At 45.0% G+C, this 17,238-nt stretch carries 17 protein-coding genes; 8 read left to right on the plus strand and 9 right to left on the minus strand.

What is annotated here, in order from left to right:
• The first annotated feature begins 140 nt into the window (after positions 1-140).
• Both NKT06_RS23935 and NKT06_RS23940 read left to right on the plus strand, forming a co-directional pair.
• Entirely contained in the window at positions 141-722 is a 582-nt protein-coding gene (locus tag NKT06_RS23935; protein ID WP_253439977.1) for a LysE family translocator, read from the plus strand.
• Between the two features lie 19 nt (positions 723-741).
• Entirely contained in the window at positions 742-1,518 is a 777-nt protein-coding gene (locus NKT06_RS23940) for an AraC family transcriptional regulator (RefSeq protein ID WP_253439980.1), read from the plus strand.
• 128 nt (positions 1,519-1,646) lie between these two features.
• Here the strand turns inward: NKT06_RS23940 and NKT06_RS23945 are convergent, their stop codons facing one another.
• Positions 1,647-2,222, minus strand: a complete 576-nt coding sequence (locus tag NKT06_RS23945; protein WP_253439982.1) for a hypothetical protein — start codon at positions 2,220-2,222, stop codon at positions 1,647-1,649.
• 170 nt (positions 2,223-2,392) lie between these two features.
• On the opposite strand from NKT06_RS23945, the gene NKT06_RS23950 reads away from it, so the two are divergent.
• Positions 2,393-3,058, plus strand: a complete 666-nt coding sequence (locus tag NKT06_RS23950; RefSeq protein ID WP_253442764.1) for a phosphatase PAP2 family protein — start codon at positions 2,393-2,395, stop codon at positions 3,056-3,058.
• Positions 3,059-3,229: 171 nt separating this feature from the next.
• Here NKT06_RS23950 and NKT06_RS23955 read toward each other — a convergent pair whose 3' ends face one another.
• Complete coding sequence (locus tag NKT06_RS23955) at positions 3,230-4,663, minus strand: glycoside hydrolase family 1 protein (protein ID WP_301290117.1); 1,434 nt, start codon at positions 4,661-4,663, stop codon at positions 3,230-3,232.
• Between the two features lie 88 nt (positions 4,664-4,751).
• On the opposite strand from NKT06_RS23955, the gene NKT06_RS23960 reads away from it, so the two are divergent.
• Positions 4,752-5,693 carry a helix-turn-helix transcriptional regulator gene (locus tag NKT06_RS23960; protein ID WP_253439987.1) on the plus strand — a complete coding sequence of 314 codons (942 nt, stop codon included), beginning with the start codon at positions 4,752-4,754 and terminating at the stop codon, positions 5,691-5,693.
• A 73-nt stretch (positions 5,694-5,766) separates the two neighbouring features.
• Complete coding sequence (locus NKT06_RS23965) at positions 5,767-6,582, plus strand: class I SAM-dependent methyltransferase (RefSeq protein WP_253439990.1); 816 nt, start codon at positions 5,767-5,769, stop codon at positions 6,580-6,582.
• Positions 6,583-6,682: 100 nt separating this feature from the next.
• Here NKT06_RS23965 and NKT06_RS23970 read toward each other — a convergent pair whose 3' ends face one another.
• From NKT06_RS23970 to NKT06_RS23980, 3 genes are all read right to left on the minus strand, one after another.
• A complete protein-coding gene (locus NKT06_RS23970) occupies positions 6,683-7,477 on the minus strand; it encodes a hypothetical protein (protein WP_253442767.1) in 795 nt (264 codons plus the stop codon).
• A 125-nt stretch (positions 7,478-7,602) separates the two neighbouring features.
• Positions 7,603-8,019, minus strand: coding sequence for a hypothetical protein (locus NKT06_RS23975; protein WP_074096159.1), 417 nt, complete (start codon positions 8,017-8,019; stop codon positions 7,603-7,605).
• 277 nt (positions 8,020-8,296) lie between these two features.
• A complete protein-coding gene (locus NKT06_RS23980) occupies positions 8,297-9,577 on the minus strand; it encodes an XRE family transcriptional regulator (RefSeq protein WP_253439993.1) in 1,281 nt (426 codons plus the stop codon).
• 203 nt (positions 9,578-9,780) lie between these two features.
• Here NKT06_RS23980 and fabV point away from each other — a divergent pair, with 203 nt between their 5' ends.
• Positions 9,781-10,974 carry an enoyl-ACP reductase FabV gene (gene fabV / locus NKT06_RS23985; RefSeq protein ID WP_253439998.1) on the plus strand — a complete coding sequence of 398 codons (1,194 nt, stop codon included), beginning with the start codon at positions 9,781-9,783 and terminating at the stop codon, positions 10,972-10,974.
• A 197-nt stretch (positions 10,975-11,171) separates the two neighbouring features.
• Here the strand turns inward: fabV and NKT06_RS23990 are convergent, their stop codons facing one another.
• The 3 genes from NKT06_RS23990 to NKT06_RS24000 all read right to left on the minus strand — a co-directional run bounded on the left by NKT06_RS23990 (position 11,172) and on the right by NKT06_RS24000 (position 14,044).
• Positions 11,172-12,419 (minus strand): DNA glycosylase AlkZ-like family protein, encoded by a 1,248-nt coding sequence (locus NKT06_RS23990; RefSeq protein WP_253440001.1) that lies wholly within the window; start codon positions 12,417-12,419, stop codon positions 11,172-11,174.
• A 114-nt stretch (positions 12,420-12,533) separates the two neighbouring features.
• The gene (locus NKT06_RS23995) at positions 12,534-12,761 is read right to left on the minus strand and encodes a hypothetical protein (protein ID WP_253440004.1); all 228 of its coding nucleotides are present in this window, start codon (positions 12,759-12,761) and stop codon (positions 12,534-12,536) included.
• A gap of 164 nt (positions 12,762-12,925) precedes the next feature.
• Complete coding sequence (locus NKT06_RS24000; protein ID WP_253440006.1) at positions 12,926-14,044, minus strand: NADH-dependent flavin oxidoreductase; 1,119 nt, start codon at positions 14,042-14,044, stop codon at positions 12,926-12,928.
• Positions 14,045-14,267: 223 nt separating this feature from the next.
• On the opposite strand from NKT06_RS24000, the gene NKT06_RS24005 reads away from it, so the two are divergent.
• Positions 14,268-14,732: a MerR family transcriptional regulator gene (locus NKT06_RS24005; protein WP_253440008.1), complete on the plus strand. Its 465-nt coding sequence runs from the start codon at positions 14,268-14,270 to the stop codon at positions 14,730-14,732.
• Positions 14,733-14,847: 115 nt separating this feature from the next.
• On the opposite strand, the gene NKT06_RS24010 is transcribed toward NKT06_RS24005, so the two are convergent.
• Positions 14,848-15,444, minus strand: coding sequence for a restriction endonuclease (locus tag NKT06_RS24010; protein ID WP_253440012.1), 597 nt, complete (start codon positions 15,442-15,444; stop codon positions 14,848-14,850).
• 262 nt (positions 15,445-15,706) lie between these two features.
• On the opposite strand from NKT06_RS24010, the gene NKT06_RS24015 reads away from it, so the two are divergent.
• Complete coding sequence (locus NKT06_RS24015; protein ID WP_253440014.1) at positions 15,707-16,975, plus strand: hypothetical protein; 1,269 nt, start codon at positions 15,707-15,709, stop codon at positions 16,973-16,975.
• The last annotated feature ends 263 nt before the right edge of the window (positions 16,976-17,238 follow it).

The raw sequence follows: 17,238 nt of genomic DNA on the forward strand, positions 1-17,238 counted from the left end.
ATAAAAAAAGAAAACTACTCCTTATCTTTTAAACGGAGCCCTGCTGCTATCCGTGTACCTGCTGCAATAATGTACTATATGGTTTTTCCCTCTGGACGTATGATCATGGAACTAGACTACAACCAGAGGAGCGCTTCGTCATGAATATTGCATCTTTTTTAATCTATTGCATCGTCGTTACCTTTACCCCCGGGCCTAGCAATATCGTCATTCTATCGTCCACTCAGAAGGTAGGCGCGCGAAAAACGATGAACTATGTATGGGGAGCCACGCTGGCATTTGGTCTGCTGCTTACCGCATCAGCTTTCCTTAATCATCTTCTTGCCGACGTGTTGCCCGGAATTCTGAAGGTGATGCAGATTGTCGGCGGCATCTATATGGTATATCTGGCGTATCAGATCTACAAGATGGGTACCACTGAGGATGCACCGACACAAGTTACCGGATTTGGGAACGGTTTTATCATGCAATTTGTCAATCCCAAGGTGGTCTTGTTCACCTTCACAGTCCTTCCAAGCTATGTATTTCCCTTTTACCAAAGCTCATTTTCATCGTTCCTGTTCGTATTGCTCATTACCTTCATAGGTTTTCTGGCCTACTCCAGTTGGGTTGTGTTTGGCACGGTTTTCAGAACGTTGCTGAATCGGCACCAAAAATTACTGAGTATTCTCATGGCCCTTTTTTTGTTATACTCAGCCATTATAGTATCCGGATTGATCTAAAGCTTGGGAGGTGTGCTGCATGGAACGGTTCAACTATAAAAAGTCACAAGACGTGCTGGCACTATCCGCCAGCTTTACTGATTTTGCATACAAAAAACATTGCCACGAAGAGTATGCGGTTGGCGTAACCCTGCGTGGCATTCAACAATACAACCTGGATGGACAATATCAGGCATCTCACCAAAATGGTGTCATGTTGTTCAATCGTGAGCAGTCCCATGATGGTAGCTCCTATGATAGAGAAGGCATTGATTACGTGATGCTGTATCTGAAGCCGGATTTGGTAGAGGAGATTATAGGCAAAAAGGAATTGCGTTTTGGAAGTCCAATCGTCTATGATCCCGAGCTTGCACGGAAGATCCTGATGCTGAACGATGCCGTTCAGCACAGACAGGACGAAGCGGAGTGCAGCGAAAGAGTCTTCGATCTGGTTCACCTTTTGGCTCAGAAGGAGATGCATCCCAAGCTCTGGGTGCCTCAGGACAGCCTGGTTCGAAAAGCTAAGGAAATGATGTCCTGCAGCACCGAAGATGTGCTCAAGCTGGACAACCTGAGCGCCGAATTTGGCATGTCCAAGTTTCAATTTATCCGTGAATTCAAGTCACAAGCAGGTATTTCCCCCTACCAGTTTTTCTTAAACTGCAAGGTGGAGCGTGCCCGTCAATCCATCGAAAAGCAGAAGGACGTCTACGCTGCTGTTGCCGATTGCGGATTCGTTGATCTGACCCATCTGAACCGGCATTTCAAACGGGTATTTGGTGTCACAGCTTATGAATACATGTTGCAGTTAAACTAGTTTCATAAGATCGATAATCTCGACTCCAAATGGATACAATTTTGACGCCACTCCTAAAAATCCCCGTATGGAACGCCAATAGATCTTAACGCTCTGTACGGGGATTGGCTTCTTTTTTCGTTGGGCAATCAGATTCTTTTCTTTCGTCTCCAGAGCCACAGTACTGCCAATGCTGCTAATAAAATGATTGCACTGTATAAGATAAGATAGAAAGGCCCAGTTCGCCCATCACCATCATTGGTTTCTCCAAAATCTTCTTTACTTACAACCTTTCCCGCACCCAGCAGTTTCAGATCGTCTCCAGCTTGTTCAATTGGAACATTGCCACTGCACAGATTCGTATGTAGCCTGTTGTCTCGTTCATCCAGACTAGCAAAGATCAGGTAAGACTGATTCTGTTCAAATTCGATGCCACAGGAGTCAGACCCTCCGCCCTTCCCCACAATTTTCATCTTTTTGGCACTGACTCCCTTCCATGCAGAATCTACATCAAAGGTATACTCTCTTACCCCATTATACCGGTATATCTGCGATCCGCCTTTCTTCACCACTTCTCCTGTAAATACCGTGGTATACGTTTCCAATCTCTTTTGAGCATCACTCTCCACACAACTGCAAGCATACACTTTCTCTCCGGGAAATAGAGCTAATCCAGACGTAACCAACAATAAGATCGACATAAACATCACCAACCGTCGTTTCATTCCGACCGCCCCTCCTACATGCTCTGCTTGAACAAACGTTGTAAAGGTTACATATTTTTATTGGTGCTATATTTATTGTAAAATTATAGCACAATACAAATATCGTTATGTCCAACATAAGCAAGGAGACAACAAACGAAATTAACGATCACGGAGGATCTCAACATTTGATGCACAACTGGAAAAAGAACATCTCATTCCCGCTGCTCGTTGCAGCGTTATGCATGATCGCTTTTATAAGCATCGCCCTATCCATCAGCGATAACCAGATTCATCGATTTGATGATACGCTGATCGGCTGGATTCAGGGGTTGGAATCCCACGGCATGACGAAATTCATGCAGTTTTTCACCTGGATCGGCAGTGAAATGCCTGTAGTTTTCATTACAATCATTGCCATGATTGTGTTATACGTTTGGCTGCGACACAAACGCGAACTACTCTTCCTCGCTTGTGTGCTCGCCGGTTCAACCCTGTTAAATGCTTTGCTCAAGCTGGTATTCCAACGTGCCAGACCTACCATTAACCGAATTATTGAAGTGAGCGGATATAGCTTCCCCAGTGGACATTCCATGGCCGCATTTAGCCTGTATGGCGGACTGGCCTTTCTCATCTGGAAACATGTACCCACCGTCACCGGACGTGTACTGATGATCATTGCCAGTGCCGTCTTTATACTGACCATTGGTATAAGTCGTATCTACTTGGGTGTTCATTATCCAAGTGATATCGTTGGCGGATACTTCTTAAGTGGATGCTGGCTCTCCACATGCATATGGTTTTATCGTCGGCATTTGGAGCGCATGTCCCAACTGCAAAGCAGAAGGCTGGCATAATCTCCGACAGCCCACGCACATAGAAATACCCGGCTTTCCTTAACTGAAGGATTGCCGGGTATTTTTATATTCTTATATTTGATCCTTAATCCATCCTGAACGAGTTCAGAACCTATAAGAACCCGCCTGTCCTATTTCAAGGAACAGACGGGTCTTGATTTTTATACCAAATTACAACTCTTCACCATTGGATTCGATAACTTTTTTGTACCAGTGGAAGCTCTTCTTCGGTGTTCTGCTCAAATCTCCGTTACCGTCGTTGTCCTTGTTGACATGAATGAAGCCATAACGCTTCTTCATCTCTCCAGTGGATGCACTAACCAGGTCGATACATCCCCACATCGTGTAGGCAATGAGGTCTACGCCATCCGCTACCGCTTCTTTCATCTGTTCAATGTGACCTTTCAGATAATCAATGCGATAGTCATCTTGAATGGAGCCATCTTCCTCAACCACATCGACAGCACCCAGGCCATTCTCAACGACCATCAGTGGAATCTGGTAACGATCATACAAATGATTCAGCGTGTAACGCAGTCCTTTTGGATCGATCTGCCATCCCCAATCGGAAGCTTCGAGATATGGATTTTTGATACCCCCTAGCAGATTGCCTTCAGCTCTCTCCAGGGACTCATCTGCACTTTCAACCAAAGACATGTAATAACTGAAGGAGTAGAAGTCTACGCAGCCTTCACGCAGTGTCTGCTCGTCTCCTGGTTGCATTTCAATTTTAATGCCCTCTTCGGCGAAGAAACGTTTAGCGAATCCAGGGTACGCACCGCGAACCTGTACATCACCACAGATCATGTTGGAAATTTGGTCTTTCTTCTGTGCAAGCAACATGTCGTCCGGGTTACATGTGTTTGGATATGTGGTCATGAACGCAACCATACAGCCGATCTGGAAATCAGGGTTGATCTCGTGTCCCAGCTTCACCGCTTTGGCACTAGCAACGAATTGGTGATGTAGTGCCTGGAAACGAGTCTGTGGATCATCCACTCCATCGACCAGCGTTTCTTTGCCTTCAAACAGAATACCTGCAGCCATATAAGCACCCATTGGCATCGTCAGACAGTTGATCTCGTTAAATGTCAGCCAGTATTTCACTTGATCTTTGTAGCGGTTGAAGAGAGTTGTACAATAACGGATATAACAGTCGATGACTTCACGGGAAGCCCAGCCGTTATACTTCTGTGTCAGACCGAATGGCGTTTCATAATGGGAGATCGTTACGAGCGGCTCAATATTGTACTTTTTCAACTCGGCAAAGACATTATCGTAGAACTGCAATCCCTCTTCGTTTGGCTCCAGATCGTAACCGTTCGGATAGATTCGGGACCAGTTGATGGACATGCGGAACATTTTGAAACCCATCTCTGCCATCATGGCAATATCTTCTTTGTAGTGCCCGTAAAAATCAACCGCTTCGTGGCTTGGATAATACGTGCCCTCTTCCAATACAGGTGTAATCCGGCGTGGAATCGTGTGGGTTCCCCCAGTCATCATGTCAGATGTGCTTGGCCCTTTGCCGCCCTGGTTCCATCCACCCTCGAATTGATTGGCAGCCGTTGCGCCCCCCCAGTAAAATCCTTCTTTCATTGTCATGACCAGTTCCTCCTTCATATCTCAACAAGACTATGTAACCAGTGTACCACCCATACCCTGACACCTATTGTCATGGTATAATCAGAGCATGGAAAATAACCGATTATTTCGAATGTTGCTTTTGTTATTGGAGAAAAAGAAGGCCACTGCACCCGAACTCGCCCGTATGTTCGAGATTTCTGTACGTACGGTGTACCGTGATATCGACCGGCTAAGCGCTGCAGGCATCCCCGTCTATACCACGACCGGAAAGCATGGCGGTATTCATCTGATGGACAACTATGTCATGGACAAGTCCCTGTTGTCGGAAGAAGACCAGAACGAAATTTTGATGGGACTATACAGCATCAGTGCAATCCCACACCTTAATAGTGCTCATATGCTGCAACGGCTGACCGCCCTGTTTGATCATAAGCTGGATTGGATCGAATTCAATTTCTCACCATGGGGCAGCATCCCCCTGCAAGAGAGAGAACTTTTTAATCAAGTGAAACAAGCCATTTTAACGAATCAACTGATTACGTTCCACTATGTTAATTCGGATGGAGAGAAGAGCATTCCAACGGTGGAGCCACGGAAGCTTATATTCAAAAACAGTACATGGTACTTCAAAGGATATATCCATGATGATCCTGATCGGAGAGAATTCGAGACATTCAAGATGAAACGGATCACCCAATTGACCTTTCTAACGAGAAAACTCGATCACCCTGTTGATGTGGGGTCAACACATCCTGAATTAGAGGCAGCTCCTGTCCTGACTCCTCTGACACTCTCATTCTCCAACAATATTGCATACCGGGTGTATGATTTTTTCGAACCATCCCTCATTAAAAAAGAGCCTGATGGCAGGCTTCGTGTGTCTCTCGAACTGAATGTAGGGGAATGGCTCTACTCTTTCCTGCTGTCGTTTGGTTCGGAGCTGACCGTAATTGAGCCTGTTCATGTTGGACAGGAATTGCTCAGACGTCATATCCGAGCCGTTGAACATTTGCAGAACGTCATGAACAAACTACCCAACAATGAATGATATAATATAGGCCTATACAAATTTTGATCACAGCTGACTCTCCATCATCCATCTGACCGAAGGAGGTTTATCCATGCAAGACATTAGACGCAACAATGTGGAACGTTTCAAAGGTTTTGGTACGTTATACGATCAGAACCGACCAGCTGCTCCAACTGAAGTGGTGGATATTCTAACGACATATCTTGGCAGCACACCGCGCATGGTCGCAGATGTTGGCTGTGGCACCGGCTTATCTTCGTGGATCTGGCTTAATGAGGCAGAACGCATCATCGGCTTCGAACCCAGTGATGACATGAGGTCTGTAGCAGAATCCAAGTGGGAAGCTGCCGGGAAACCGGATAACCTCCGATTTGTGTCCGGCTTGTCTCATGACCTCGGACTTCCCGATGGCAGTGTGGATGTGCTGACCTGCTCGCAATCGTTTCACTGGATGGAGCCGCAACCCACGCTACACGAGTTTGCACGTGTACTTCGTACAGGGGGCATATTTGCAGCCTACGATTGCGACTGGCCGCCAATGTTAGACTGGCAGTTGGAACAAGCCTATCTGCAGCTCAATAAGGAAGCAGATCATCGAGCAGCGAGTCTGGCTCCCCAGGATAGTCAGGCACACAAATGGAGCAAGGATGGGCATTTGCAGCAGATTCAGCAGTCCGGGCTATTCCGATATGTTCGGGAAATCGTGTTTCATCACCACGAGACATTCACAGCCGATCGATACGTCAATCTCGCCCTAAGCCAAGGCGGCCTGCAAACGGCGTTGAAGCTCGGAGCGGATGATCTTTTAAAAGCTGCTGACGAGTTCAGAGCGCTGGCTAATCGTATATTTGATGGAGAATCCAGAAGAGTCCTCTTTTCTTATCGCATGCGCCTCGGTATTGTCTGAAAGTAGTACGTTGCTTGCATCTCTCCTACATACCAAATGCCAAAAGGAGGTCGTACATGTCATGGTTATGACGTGTACGACCTCCCTATTGTCTATTTCATCAGGAAGAGAATAAGTCACTTAATTGTCGCTCCTGTACATTCAATGCCAACACCAATTTTGTCGGGTCTTGTCTTGAATAAATGACGTTAATGATATGGCCTTGCTGCACCTGCGGCAGTGCAGATGACAAAATTTCTTTTTGCGTTGTCACATTGAACGTTTCACCATTTGTCTTTGTTATGCTGAGTTTGAGTTGAAGCTTGATCTTATTACTGCCTCCACTGCCAAGTGGAGTGACATCGAGGATCTTGGCTATCGCTTTTTCGCCTGTTCTTGCGATATCCATCATCTCAGGGGATACCCCTTGCTGTACCATCTTTTCATCCAGCAATTGCTGCATATCCTCCTGTGATAATTGCCCATTCATATCAAGCCCTACCTTGCGCTCATCTTTCACAGAGACCACTAACGGAATGAAATTGCCTGGCTGGAACTGCGCCATGGAGGTCAGTGGAATAACGGTTTTCATCTCCGTATCGTATTTCTCGCGCCCCTTACGCGAAACTGTCAGACCCAATCGAACCTCCGGTTGTTCATTAATATACGTGCCTGTCTGTTGTACGCTCTTAATGACCCCCACTGCCGGTAAACCTGTCTTGACTCGACCTACGCCGAAAATATTGCTCAAAATCGCAGGAACAAAGATCAGTGCAAACCCGGCAAAGATCGCCGGAGTATACCACCATGCCTGCATAATCATAAACGGATCATCCCACATCTTCTGTGCCAGAAATGGGGAGAACCCCACTCCGAACACAGTTAATACGCCAATGAATCTCAGGAAACCTACCATATGATCCACCCTCTCTTAATCCTTCTCTTACTATCTCTATCCATACCTTTAGTTTCATGTATCTATTAATCGTTGTTATACGTATTATACGCATGGGATATCACTGTCTTATAAGCAAAGACCTTCTAAATGGACACTAGTCCCATATAGATCAGTTCGGACGGATTCGCTGGATTCTGACCCAATCCCACCCGATCTCCAACTCGTGGAATCTGCATTTTGGACACCAGTGTCTCCAAGGTTCGCTGATACTGGTTACCGTTGGTCTCTGTCACATCCAATACAAGCACAACAATCGGATCAAAATTGATCAGTTTGCCTGTATCGGTGATTGTCACCACCGTTGCTGTTGCCGTTAATGGAAGCGAACCACTCGCGGCCAATTGTGCCTGCTTTGCCGAATCCAGACTTTGGTTGATTGCCTCCCGATGTTCCTTGGATACGAAACCTTTCATCATCATGCCAGTGAGTCCTTTATTCATCATTTTATCCGCTTTAGCAATCGCATCTTCCTGTTTGTTCTTTTTACCGAACCATCCCATAGTAAACACCTCATTTGTTTTATTTTAATTTATAGTTAAATTATAAACACCGCGGCTTGTCCTTGAATACCCTTCTGGCGGCATACAAAAAAAACGAAAAATCCGGTAATTGAATGACCGGATAATCGTTTCTTTGGTAAAGTCTTATACTTATTTCACAAAAAAAGATCTGCTTAACCGATCTTCATTTCATGATTGGCAGCTATATTTTGTGGAAAATACGTAGGCAGTAGACAAAATAATGCCTCACTTAGGAAGTTTCATGCTCTTTTCCGCTCTATTTTTTGCGTAACAGATACACCAGCTTCCGATAATACATGGCTGCTTCCTTGTATTTCCGCTGATCCTCGGATACTACGGCCATCCCCTCATATAACGGTTCAAGTCGCATGACATGCTGTGCGGATTCAAAATAAGGCAGACAGGCAAGCGCCCGCTCCATGAAAACTTCGCGATCTCCATGCGCAAGAGCCAGATGGCTCTGGTAGAAGGCTGCGCTCATCTGCTGATCCTGTGTTGTTGCACATTTCAAGAGTTGATCTACACTTTGCGCGAGCACGCCCCAGTTCTTCCGCGCCAGAGCCACTTCGCATTGATATACATTGACGAGCGGCCGCATCGCGAGCTGTGTTTCTTCGGTTTCCTGCTGCAATAGCGACTCAAATCGTTCAATCTCAGCCTGTGCCTGATCCAGTTCACCTGTCATCGTTAACATGACAATCCGATTGTTGGCAATCGCCGTCACCAGATCTCCCTGGTTGCCGGCATACACGAGGTTTGCCTCTGCCATGGTTAATGCCGAGAGTGCCTCCTGAACCAGCCCCATTGCGAAGCAATAGCCACTATATGCCACATATAGCCCGGACAACCGATGAAACATCCGTTGATCATATACATGCCGCATCGTAAGCTCAAATACCTGTTTCGCCTCTTCATACTGTTTAACCTGGATGTAGGCTTCCATCTTGATATTTTGCACAGACAGCCAGAATTCACTGCCAGGAAGCGCCAGCTCACTGAGCCTGGTTGCGTGAGTTAGTACATCTACAAAGGCCATTTTGGAGCGATAATATTGTATTTTATAGAATAAAAGTGCCTTGACTAACGGGCGCGGCAGATCAATATCGTCTGGGCGACCATACTTCTCCAGGTAAAAATTAAGGTAGGACGTATGTATATATTCATGTGCCGTTGCATCGTTTAACTGCTGATAATAGACTGCCTTCATCAAGGCCGTTGTCAGCTCTACAGTCAGCGTGTCATCTCGATCTGCCAGTGCATGCACCGTATCTTCGGATATCGCTGACGCTGGAACAGACATTTGTTCGAAGATGACCTCTGCTCGTTCGAGTGTTTCCTCGTCCTGAGCCGCAGCCTTCATAATATAGGAAGGGGATACCCCAAGACGCCCGGCGATAGCTTCTGCCAAATCCTCAGGAAGCGGATAACGATCCGCCAGAATATTTGCAAAGTGGGCCTGCGTGACCAGACCATCCACTAGGTCTTTACGGGAGATTTGTTTTCTTTTGCTTAGCAGTTCAATGCGTTCCTTCAGCATGGTATCCCTGTCCTTTCTATCCTAACAAGCGAGTACATTCTATTCACATCATCGCAAAATTAGAGATATAACGCCACCCTTCCGGCGAAATCAAACGAAACGGTTTCCGTTTCCGAGGTAATTGTTTTACAATAAGGAGGTATGTATACGAGCATTTTATCGAAATGCTGAAACATGAGCTGAATATGAAAGGATGCAAATAAATGATTATTAAACCAAGAACACGTGGTTTTATTTGTACCACTTCCCACCCTGTAGGTTGCGCTGCGCAAGTGCAGGAACAGATTGATTATGTAAAATCACAGCCGGAACTGAAAGGACCGCGTAATGTGCTCGTGATCGGTGCTTCCACCGGATACGGATTGGCGTCACGCGTTGTCTCTGCTTTTGGAGCGGGAGCGAATACGATCGGAATCTACCGTCCCAGCAGTTCTACAGAAAAACGTACAGCTTCAGCAGGCTGGTACAACTCTGCTGCATTCGAAAAAGCCGCTGAAGAAGCAGGCCTCAAATCGTATAGCATCACAGGTGATGCATTCGCAAACGAAACACGAGACAAAGCCGTTGAACTGATTCGCAGTGAACTCGGTCAAGTGGATCTGGTCGTATACAGCGTAGCCTCAGCACGCCGTACCGATCCAAACACGGGTGAAGTATTCAACTCTGTGCTGAAGCCTATCGGACAATCCTACACAAATAAAACAGTAAACTTCCACACAGGTGAAATCAGTTCCGTTACGCTGGACCCGGCAACCGAAGAAGAAATTCGTCAGACGGTAACGGTTATGGGTGGAGACGATTGGGAACTGTGGATGGATGCCTTGCAACAAGGCGGCGTACTTGCGGATGATGCAACAACGATTGCTTTCTCCTACATCGGTCCTGAACTTACCCATGCCATCTATCGTGATGGTTCCATCGGTCAGGCCAAGAATCATCTGGAAGCGACTGCACTCAAGCTGAATGATCGTCTAAGTGCCAAAGGCGGACGTGCTTACGTAACTGTAGCCAAAGCGCTGGTGACTCAATCCAGCTCCGCGATTCCAGTGGTGCCGCTGTACATCTCAGCATTGTACAAAGTCATGAAAGAAAAAGGCTTGCATGAGGGATGCATCGAGCAATTGCAACGTTTGTTCGCTGATCGCCTGTATGCGGGGGGAGAAGTTCCAACCGATGCAGAAGGACGCATTCGCATTGACGATTGGGAGATGAGAGCTGATGTTCAGGAAGAAGTGGCTAAGCTCTGGAATGAATTGACCACAGAGAACATCTACGATCTGTCCGATCTGGAAGGTTATCGTCGCGAATTCTTCCAACTGTTTGGTTTTGAAACCGATGGTGTGGATTATGAAGCAGACGTTGATCCAAACGTTGAAGTGCCCCATCTGGTGAACTAAAGAAGTTTTGGCGTGGATGTAAACTTAGGTTTTTCGTTAGCACTTCTGATGTCATGCTAAAGATCTGATTGTACTATCAATGAGGGAGGAGCCATTGGCTCCTCTTTTTGTGCTTTTTATTACTTCTTAGTCCGTCTCCATTCCCTTTATCAATTCCAGTTTCTGTACCTCTTCATGCTTTCATGTCCATCCCCTAATCAAATCGATTTAAGCAGCTTTTTCAGCTCTTTCGGTACCGTCTTCTCGATAGTGATCGAACGCGCTCCATGCATGGACGCAAAGAATTGAAGCCCCTCCCGAAAATCCGTAAGCCATTCCTCCACAGGTGGAGCAGTCTCTTCCATTGATAACAAACGAACGGTAAGTACTCCAGTTTTACGATCAAGTCGCGGGTCCATACGTCCGATCAACCGATCACCGTGAAGAATCGGCATGGCATAATAACCGTAGGTTCTTTTCACCTCTGGCGTATATATCTCCCATTTATAATGAAAATCGAATAAATCGACAATCCGTTCTCTTCTCCATAACAGGTTGTCCAGTGGCGGCAGGAAACGTACCGGGCCTGATGGATCATAGTGTGGCTCTTCCCTCTCCATGTGCAATAGCATATCCTCATCTTCAGCTCGAATATAATAAGGCGTCGCCACGTCCTCCACATTAAGCGGGATCATTCTCCCATCTGACACACGGGCAGCCATATCGGCGCGTCGTTCAGCCGCTGTAGATTTTAGCCAACCCAGACGGGGATCACGGGCATCTACGACACGATACGCATGAATGTATTTATCCAGCAGAGCCTGCCTCTGGGCCAACACATCCATATCTTCTTTCACCGGAAGTCCCTGTTGCTGCAATCCGGATTCGGTAATATGAAAATAACGTTCATTCCCCTGCCTCGCCACCACACGAATCACAGCAGAGTCTAACAGTAGATTCAGAGCAAGTGTGGTATCCTTCGTCTTTGGCACATCTGCACTGTCCCAATAACCACTTACCCGTTCAACAGCACGGAAGGCTCTTGAAGGTAAAGGTCCTTCCTCCTTCAAACGCTGTAACACATGCTGCACTGTTTTCTCCAAACCTTGCAAAGATGGAGCCAGACGATCTCTTAATCGGGCACGCACAGGTTCAAAGAGAGCATAATCTTCGATTGGAATGACACAGGCAGCATTTGCAAAATATTCAAACACCTTATGATCACTCAGCAGCGAATTTAAGCTGTCAGCCGTATAACCCGGGTCACGAGCACCCAGCACCAGATGCTGGTTCCCGGTTACAGCAGCCACAGGATCGATCTGCACGCAACCAAGGGAGCGAATCAAACTCAAAACTTGATCGGGTCCCGATGGTAAGGAAACTGCGGGCCAACGTTCTAGCAAAGCTTGCGTTTGCAGCAAAAAACGCCGAACGATTTTTTTATTCATGTGCAGCGCTGTTGTCATATGTATAGGTTCTTCCCTTCATTAAATATACAAGAATCGTAGTCCAACTTATAAGATTGATTTTAACAGTCCACATCATTACTTTCCAACCAAAGAAAGAATTCAATGTCTTACTTATCCAGCAATCCGGTCCTTATGGACAAAATAAAAAGAAGCACCACCATCCTGGCTGATCTGCTTCTTGTGTTTGACCTTTTGCAATTTTTCCTGCTTCGTAGGCATGAGCCGTACATGCTGGGATAACGCACCATAATCTCCGTTAACTCTTCGGCTCTGTTCCGAGCACCACTTGCCTGACCGCTCTGCTTTGCGTAATGCTTTTTGTGTTTGTGTACGTGCCATAATGAGTTACACACTCCTTTGGTTGATATACTCTCAATATATCATGTGCAGCTACGCAAGTGAAGGTGAAGCTTTTTTGTTGAAGCGGATAAATTAATACAACTGTTCTTGAAATCAAATAAGGCCGCTATTATCAGCGACCTTGTTTTGAACTTTCATCTTCTTTATTGTTCAAGTTTAAACCATGGACCTGCATTTTGTATGACACCCCATAGTTTCGCTGGCAACACAAGATCTTTAACGTTAGATGATTTAATCACGCTTTGAATTTCCGACTCTCTTCCTTGTTGAACTTTTTCAATCCACTCTGGATCGGAGATTAATACACGTCCAACTACCGCTAACGAAAGTCCTTTCTCCAAGCTTTCAGAGACATCCTCTGGGCTCTCCAAGGAACCGGCTGCAATTACTGAAATTCGATTGTTGGCATGTTCAACAATCAGTTCAAGATACGTTTTTTTGTTATCTTGGTTATATTTTGGTTTTGACGTAAGGGCTTGTACCAAGGAACCATGAACATAATCAACATTTTCTTCAATCAGTTTATCAATCAGTGCGTAGGTATCTTTCATTCTAAGGGCATCTTGTTGATGTTCTTCTGGGGAAATGCGGTAACCCAAAATAAAAGGTTTTGTCGAATATTTTTCAATAGCTCTTTTAACCTCTCGAATAACAGCAAGTGGAAAACTCAGACGTCTTTCCAGTGATCCCCCCCACTGGTCTTGACGTTTGTTGAAGAATGGAGATAAAAAGCTTTGAAGTAAAAAACCGTGGGCTCCATGGAGTTCAACACCATCAAAACCAGCTTCAATTGCACGTCTTGTAGTTTCGCCGAACGCATGAATAATTTCCAGAATTTCTTCATGATTAAGCTCTCTAGGGGATACAGCTTCAGTCAGAGCAACACCGCTCGGACTTACCACATCACCATTAGGAACTAATTCAGCAATCGCTTTATCTCCAGCATGGAACAATTGGAGAATTGCTGGAGCTCCTCCACTCTTAGCAGCATCTGCTAATTTTTTTAGACTAGGGATAAATGAATCATTATATCCGGCAAATTCATGTGTAAATCCAATACCATTGGGTAGGACAGGAGTACAGCCGGTGATAACTAAACCTACACCATTCACTCTTTTTTTATAATATGCAACTTCCTCATCGGAAATCGTGTAATCATCATTACTTGACCATGTCGTCATCGGAGACATAACCACTCGATTCTTTAAGGTAATCCCTTTATTGAATGTAAAAGGTTCAAACAGGTTATTAAATTTACTCATTGTACGTTCTCCTTCATATTTTGATTTCTAAGTGCTTATTCATGGAACAGATGAAGATAACCTTATCTCATCCATCCCAATTACAAGTTCTACACAAGAATATCAGGTTAACCTAAGGGGAAGTAAAGTAGGAATTGACACGTATTTTAAAACGATTTACTTTTAATAATAATCTATGTGATAAAATAATAGTTACAGTAACTGTAACCATGGAGGCGATCAGATGTTTTTTTCAATGAAATATGTGGTGGAGAATTATAATATAACTGCAAAGACACTTCGATTTTATGAAGAGCAAGGGATATTACCGAATATTTCACGCGACGAAAAAGGGAATAGAGTTTATACCGAACAACAAATCGATTGGATTTCTTTTATTCTTTGTCTCAAAGAAACAGGAATGCCGCTTTCTAAAATTAAAGACTACAAGGAATCCTATGAGATGGGGAACTCCACCTATTTAGAAAGAGAGGAAATGTTAAAGAAACATAAAAATGAATTACAAAAGAAAATCGAAGAAAGTTTGAAACATATGGAAGAAATAAATTATAAATTAGCTATGTATGAACTTCAAAAAGATGAGGTTAGGAAAAATCCTAACCACAATTTTAAATGTCACGGCCTTGAGGTGAACATTGTCGATACCAGAGGGGTTGAATCAAATATTCAAAATGCTACAACTAAGTGATGAACAAACGGAGCTCGAAATACCTACCTAGAAAAATAACCAGTCGCCTGTATCTAACTAGCGATTGGTTATTATCGTTTTACAATCTGCATCTGTCGTAGTCATACAAAGCAACCTAGCGGGATTGCCGCTTTCGCCGGGACTGCCACGTCTCGATTGGTTCATGATCATCTTCTTCGATCAGTTCCAATGCTTCTTCCACTCTTCTCGCCTTGAATAAAAGGATTAATTCCATCAGGTCTTCCCGGTCAAGCAGCTTCACTCCATTGACTGCTGCAAGCGTCCGGCAAGCTTCGGTGTAACGGGCCGACGTTAAGACAATTGACCGGTCGGCTTCATAATAACGCATGGATGTATAGATCTCCTGCACTGCACTCAAACCTACCGGATGGTTCGCACCATATCGCTTCGCTTGTATAACACTTCGTCTGCCGAGTCTATCAACAAACACCAGATCTGCCCCAAAATCCCGGCTGCTCGTTGTCTTATGAACCTCATCGTACCCGAGTTCTTCGAATAGATGATAGAGATATAATTCAAATTCCGAACCATCCTCCATCTTGTCGATGTCCTTTATCGTAATCTTCCTGGGATTGGCTTCACTTCGTATCCGCTGCCCGCGCCCGATAACACGCCGAATAATCCAGGCCAGCAGTAGTAATATGACAATAATTCCTATGACCCATAGGGTCATATTTTCACTCCAGTTCATAGCTCTTCTCCTTGTTCTTTTACCTATGTTCTATCCAACATCTTACGCAGATATGGCTTATCACCGCACTAAATATATCAGACTTCCACCTTCATCGAAAGAAGATGAATTCCCTGTAACCTCAACACTTCTCCAAACATAGTTATTCCGACAAACCAATGATAAAAGGTTACAGTGCGTTCGGTTGAATTCAATGTGACATCAATGGTAAAATTCAACAATCGGTTCTCTTTTGAACCGAAGAAGAAAGGTGGTTTATCACTTGCATACATTGACCAAACACAAGTCCAAAACATGGGCTGCCCTCATTTTTAGCGGCATGCTCCTCTTCACCATGAATACAACAGGTTACGCCGCTGCCTCAACCGAATCCATGCCCAAACCGGCGTGGACATCATCTTCCCTGATGTTATCTGAGGCCAATACAGAGAAAGATGTCCTGATCAAGGCAATCCATGCCGTACCATCCAAAAATCTTGTATATGTGCATGCCTCCCAGCCCGTAACGAAAACAAGCAGCAAAACAACATTGGACTGGCAACTGGACTCTCTCCAAGCATTCGATGCTACAACTGGACAATTAAAGTGGAATACGATATTCCATGAGAAAAGTGGTCCTTATACCACCTACTCTGATTCGGTATATGCCAGCAACGGTACAGCTTATGTGTATATGGAATATTCGGACAAAACCAAAAAGTTGTACTCATTCAATACATCCGGTAAGACCAACTGGATCAAATCCGTGAACTCACCTGCTAGCATATCCCTATTGGATAATGATACGCTGATGGTTGCTTCAAGTCAGGGCGTGCAATCGAATGGTTCCGTTCGCTCAGCCATCTCGTTATATGACAAAAAGGGCAAATTGATTACCGAAAAGACCATTAACGGCAACGTGCTCAAGGCTGATCATGGTCGAATTGTAGTGGATGCCAGCAAACAAACCAAGGTAGGCAACTTCTGGCAGCAAGCTACGAATCCCAAAGTGGAGATCTATGATCGTACATTGAATCGTCTGTCCTTCTACCAATTCCCTGCCAATGCAAATACACTCGGAGATGGCGGTGGTGAATCGCTGGCCATTCTGGACGATGGTTCCATTATTATGCGTGCCAATTTTGAGAACACGGGTAACCGTTTGATCGGCTTTGGCATCGATGGCAAGCTTGCTTGGGGCCGTGCCATTGCTGGGGATGCCTACATTCAGACAGCTGGCAACGGTTATACCGTCTTTACAGGGCAGAAGCTGGAATTGTACACGATGAAAGGCAAAGTAACCGAGCGTACATTCAAGGACGCACAGCCTGCATTGATGCATGTCGACCAGACACAGGATGGTCAGTACCAACTTGATTTTGCCAAAAAAGGATACATTCTTGATCCGCAGACACTGGAAGACGTGCATATCTACACGACCAGTGCCTCCGTTCCTTCATTAGAAGGTATCTCTACCTATGTGGATGATGTCATCTATTCGATAAAAGATGAGACATTGTCCAAATATGCATTAAAGGTTGCTGCAAAATAATGAACAGAGCGCTTCTGTATGACCGCCTAAACGGTTGACAGGGCGCTCTTTTATTTCAAATCAGCCTGGCTCCCCTTACTTGTCATTTCTTCTCATCCTGTTATACTGGTAACGTTCTCTTGCTTCACCCTAATCTTGATAGGCCAAAGGAGCTTAACCTTCCTATGATTATTCAGTTCATTCGATACAGATAACTTGGGGCATAGCCATAAACCTCTTTTTTTGAATTTTGTGCAGAGGTTTATTTGTTATGCCCTTTTCTT

Source organism: Paenibacillus sp. 1781tsa1 (assembly GCF_024159265.1).
Lineage (GTDB): Bacteria > Bacillota > Bacilli > Paenibacillales > Paenibacillaceae > Paenibacillus.

What these genes read in the sequence shown, in the direction of transcription:
- NKT06_RS23935 (WP_253439977.1), top strand. Translation starts at nt 141, where the DNA reads ATGAATATTGCATCTTTTTTAATCTATTGCATCGTCGTTACCTTTACC.
- NKT06_RS23940 (WP_253439980.1), top strand. Translation starts at nt 742, where the DNA reads ATGGAACGGTTCAACTATAAAAAGTCACAAGACGTGCTGGCACTATCC.
- NKT06_RS23945 (WP_253439982.1), bottom strand. Translation starts at nt 2,222, where the DNA reads ATGAAACGACGGTTGGTGATGTTTATGTCGATCTTATTGTTGGTTACG.
- NKT06_RS23950 (WP_253442764.1), top strand. Translation starts at nt 2,393, where the DNA reads ATGCACAACTGGAAAAAGAACATCTCATTCCCGCTGCTCGTTGCAGCG.
- NKT06_RS23955 (WP_301290117.1), bottom strand. Translation starts at nt 4,663, where the DNA reads ATGACAATGAAAGAAGGATTTTACTGGGGGGGCGCAACGGCTGCCAAT.
- NKT06_RS23960 (WP_253439987.1), top strand. Translation starts at nt 4,752, where the DNA reads ATGGAAAATAACCGATTATTTCGAATGTTGCTTTTGTTATTGGAGAAA.
- NKT06_RS23965 (WP_253439990.1), top strand. Translation starts at nt 5,767, where the DNA reads ATGCAAGACATTAGACGCAACAATGTGGAACGTTTCAAAGGTTTTGGT.
- NKT06_RS23970 (WP_253442767.1), bottom strand. Translation starts at nt 7,477, where the DNA reads ATGGTAGGTTTCCTGAGATTCATTGGCGTATTAACTGTGTTCGGAGTG.
- NKT06_RS23975 (WP_074096159.1), bottom strand. Translation starts at nt 8,019, where the DNA reads ATGGGATGGTTCGGTAAAAAGAACAAACAGGAAGATGCGATTGCTAAA.
- NKT06_RS23980 (WP_253439993.1), bottom strand. Translation starts at nt 9,577, where the DNA reads ATGCTGAAGGAACGCATTGAACTGCTAAGCAAAAGAAAACAAATCTCC.
- fabV (WP_253439998.1), top strand. Translation starts at nt 9,781, where the DNA reads ATGATTATTAAACCAAGAACACGTGGTTTTATTTGTACCACTTCCCAC.
- NKT06_RS23990 (WP_253440001.1), bottom strand. Translation starts at nt 12,419, where the DNA reads ATGACAACAGCGCTGCACATGAATAAAAAAATCGTTCGGCGTTTTTTG.
- NKT06_RS23995 (WP_253440004.1), bottom strand. Translation starts at nt 12,761, where the DNA reads ATGGCACGTACACAAACACAAAAAGCATTACGCAAAGCAGAGCGGTCA.
- NKT06_RS24000 (WP_253440006.1), bottom strand. Translation starts at nt 14,044, where the DNA reads ATGAGTAAATTTAATAACCTGTTTGAACCTTTTACATTCAATAAAGGG.
- NKT06_RS24005 (WP_253440008.1), top strand. Translation starts at nt 14,268, where the DNA reads ATGTTTTTTTCAATGAAATATGTGGTGGAGAATTATAATATAACTGCA.
- NKT06_RS24010 (WP_253440012.1), bottom strand. Translation starts at nt 15,444, where the DNA reads ATGAACTGGAGTGAAAATATGACCCTATGGGTCATAGGAATTATTGTC.